At 56.6% G+C, this 2,087-nt stretch carries 3 protein-coding genes; 2 read left to right on the top strand and 1 reads right to left on the bottom strand.

What is annotated here, in order from left to right; translation table 11 throughout:
- Window positions 1–830: EAL and HDOD domain-containing protein (locus B3V69_RS13635; RefSeq protein WP_296447461.1), on the bottom strand; the 830-nt coding region annotated here is incomplete at its 3' end.
- A gap of 142 nt (window positions 831–972) precedes the next feature.
- Here B3V69_RS13635 and B3V69_RS13630 point away from each other — a divergent pair.
- Together B3V69_RS13630 and B3V69_RS13625 are read left to right on the top strand one after the other, a co-directional pair.
- Window positions 973–1,497: a gamma carbonic anhydrase family protein gene (locus B3V69_RS13630; RefSeq protein ID WP_296447390.1), complete on the top strand. Its 525-nt coding sequence runs from the start codon at window positions 973–975 to the stop codon at window positions 1,495–1,497.
- 56 nt (window positions 1,498–1,553) lie between these two features.
- On the top strand, window positions 1,554–2,087 hold a 534-nt coding region (locus B3V69_RS13625; RefSeq protein ID WP_296447388.1), incomplete at its 3' end, for an Hsp33 family molecular chaperone HslO.

The following is a 2,087-nucleotide window of genomic DNA, read 5'->3' as shown; positions in this document are numbered from 1 at the left end:
AGGATCATGATCGCATGGCGAAAAGACGTGATCTTGCAACTCAGCCCAAACCCCGACGAATTGATAAAACGCAGAAGGTTGAACGACAGCGTTGGATCCCTCTTGAGAACCTCTTCAATTTCGGCGGTACTGGCCTGCTTGCGAACCAGGTTGATCAACTGAATGATGCTGGCCTGCGCTGGCCTCAGGCTTTGCCCCGTGAAGATGACTGGTGTTGCAAACCAGTAGCCCTGAAAAAGCTGAATACCAAGGCCTGCCGCCAGTTCGTACTGGGCGGCGGTCTCCACTTTTTCAGCAATGAGCCGGGCCGTCGAGTTTTTTTGCGCCGCGCGGGAGAGCGAACTGAGCAGCTCGGGCGTGAACTTCGAGAGATCAAGTTTGACGAACGAGGCCAAGGGCAGCCAGCTGGCATATGACGGGGTCAATACGGTGTAATCGAAGGCCAGCCTGAAGCCCCGCTTGGCGATCTCCGTCAGGGTTTGCAAGTGGGTCTCAATGTCTTCCTCGGTCGCACCAGACAAGGGCGGTATTTCCAGAACCACCCGGTCAGGTTGAATCAATTCCAGATGCCCGCCGGCCAGGGTTTGATGGGTGCAATTGATGAATATGGTTTTATGGTCAATCAGGGCCTCGCTATCGGCGTGAGACAGGACGTTGAACAGCAAGGCGGCATCGCTGGACGCTGTGTGCGAGGTCGATGTCAGCGAGCGATCAAACAACTCATAACCGAAGACGGCGCGGTCCGAGTCCAGAATGGCCTGACGTGCAATGGCGACGGGGGCATGCGGGAGCGTTTCCGGAGTACGGTCGGTTTCAGCGGTGTTGGACATGAGGCGCCAAGGACGGGGGATGCGCTCATTTTATGGGGCATTCAAATTTCGATGCCGTTCGGGCGAAGGGTTTTGCATTGACTTTGTCAGGATCAATCCTCCCTCTTTACAATTCTAGGCAACTTGAAGGAATGGAATCGATATGGCAATCTACGAACTTGACGGTGCGGCCCCCCAAATTTCAGACTCGGCCTGGGTGGCCGACAGTGCCCAAGTGATGGGTAATGTGGCGCTGGCGGACGACGCCAGCGTCTGGTTTGGTGCGGTGCTTCGGGGCGATACTGAAACCATACGGATCGGGCGTCGCAGCAACATCCAGGATATGAGCGTCTTACACGCGGATGTGGGTATGCCGCTGACGGTCGGGGAGGACGTGACTGTGGGGCATCAAGTCATGCTGCATGGCTGCACGATTGGTGACGGCTCCTTGATTGGCATTGGCGCCGTGGTGCTCAATGGCGCGAAAATTGGCAAGGGCTGCCTGGTGGGTGCCGGCTCTTTGGTGACAGAAGGCAAAGAATTTCCGGATGGGTCCATGATCCTGGGTAGTCCGGCCAAGGTCGTTCGCCAGCTCACCCCCGAGCAAATGGAAGGCCTGCGAATGAGCGCCCAGCACTACGTGGGCAATGCCCGCCGCTTTGGCGCAGGCTTGAAAAAAATTGCCTGATGTCTCGCGTTGACTGTACGCCATGCTTGTTGCTTTGAAAATGAAGGAAAAAGTGCGTGTCTGAACTTCACAAGTTTCTATTTGATGGTTTGCCGGTGCGCGGCATGGTGGTGCGCCTGACCGATGCGTGGACTGAAATCCTGCGTCGGCGTGCCTCCAGCAAGACGGCCGGCGCTTACCCGCTGCCGGTACAGAATATGCTGGGAGAGATGGTGGCTGCAGCCACCTTGATGCAGTCAAACATCAAGTTCAACGGTTCGCTGATACTGCAAATATTTGGCGACGGCCCGGTCAAGCTGGCCGTGGCTGAGGTTCAGTCTGATTTCGGTTTACGTGCAACGGCAAGCGTCACCGGTGATATCGCGGCAGAGGCCAGCCTGAGCATGCTGGTCAATGTGAACAACCACGGGAAATGTGCCATCACACTGGACCCCAAGACCCGGTTCCCGGGGCAGCAGCCTTATCAGGGTGTTGTGCCCTTGTTCGGGGATGCGCGTGAGAAGCTGGAAAGCTTGAGTCAAGTGCTTGAACACTACATGCTTCAAAGCGAGCAGCTTGACACCACGCTGGTGCTGGCGGCGGACGATAAG

Source organism: Rhodoferax sp. UBA5149 (genome assembly GCF_002413825.1).
In the GTDB taxonomy this organism is placed as follows: Bacteria; Pseudomonadota; Gammaproteobacteria; order Burkholderiales; family Burkholderiaceae_C; genus Rhodoferax.
The sequence above is the reverse complement of the archived record's forward strand: the minus strand, read 5'-3'. Positions and strand labels throughout refer to the sequence as shown.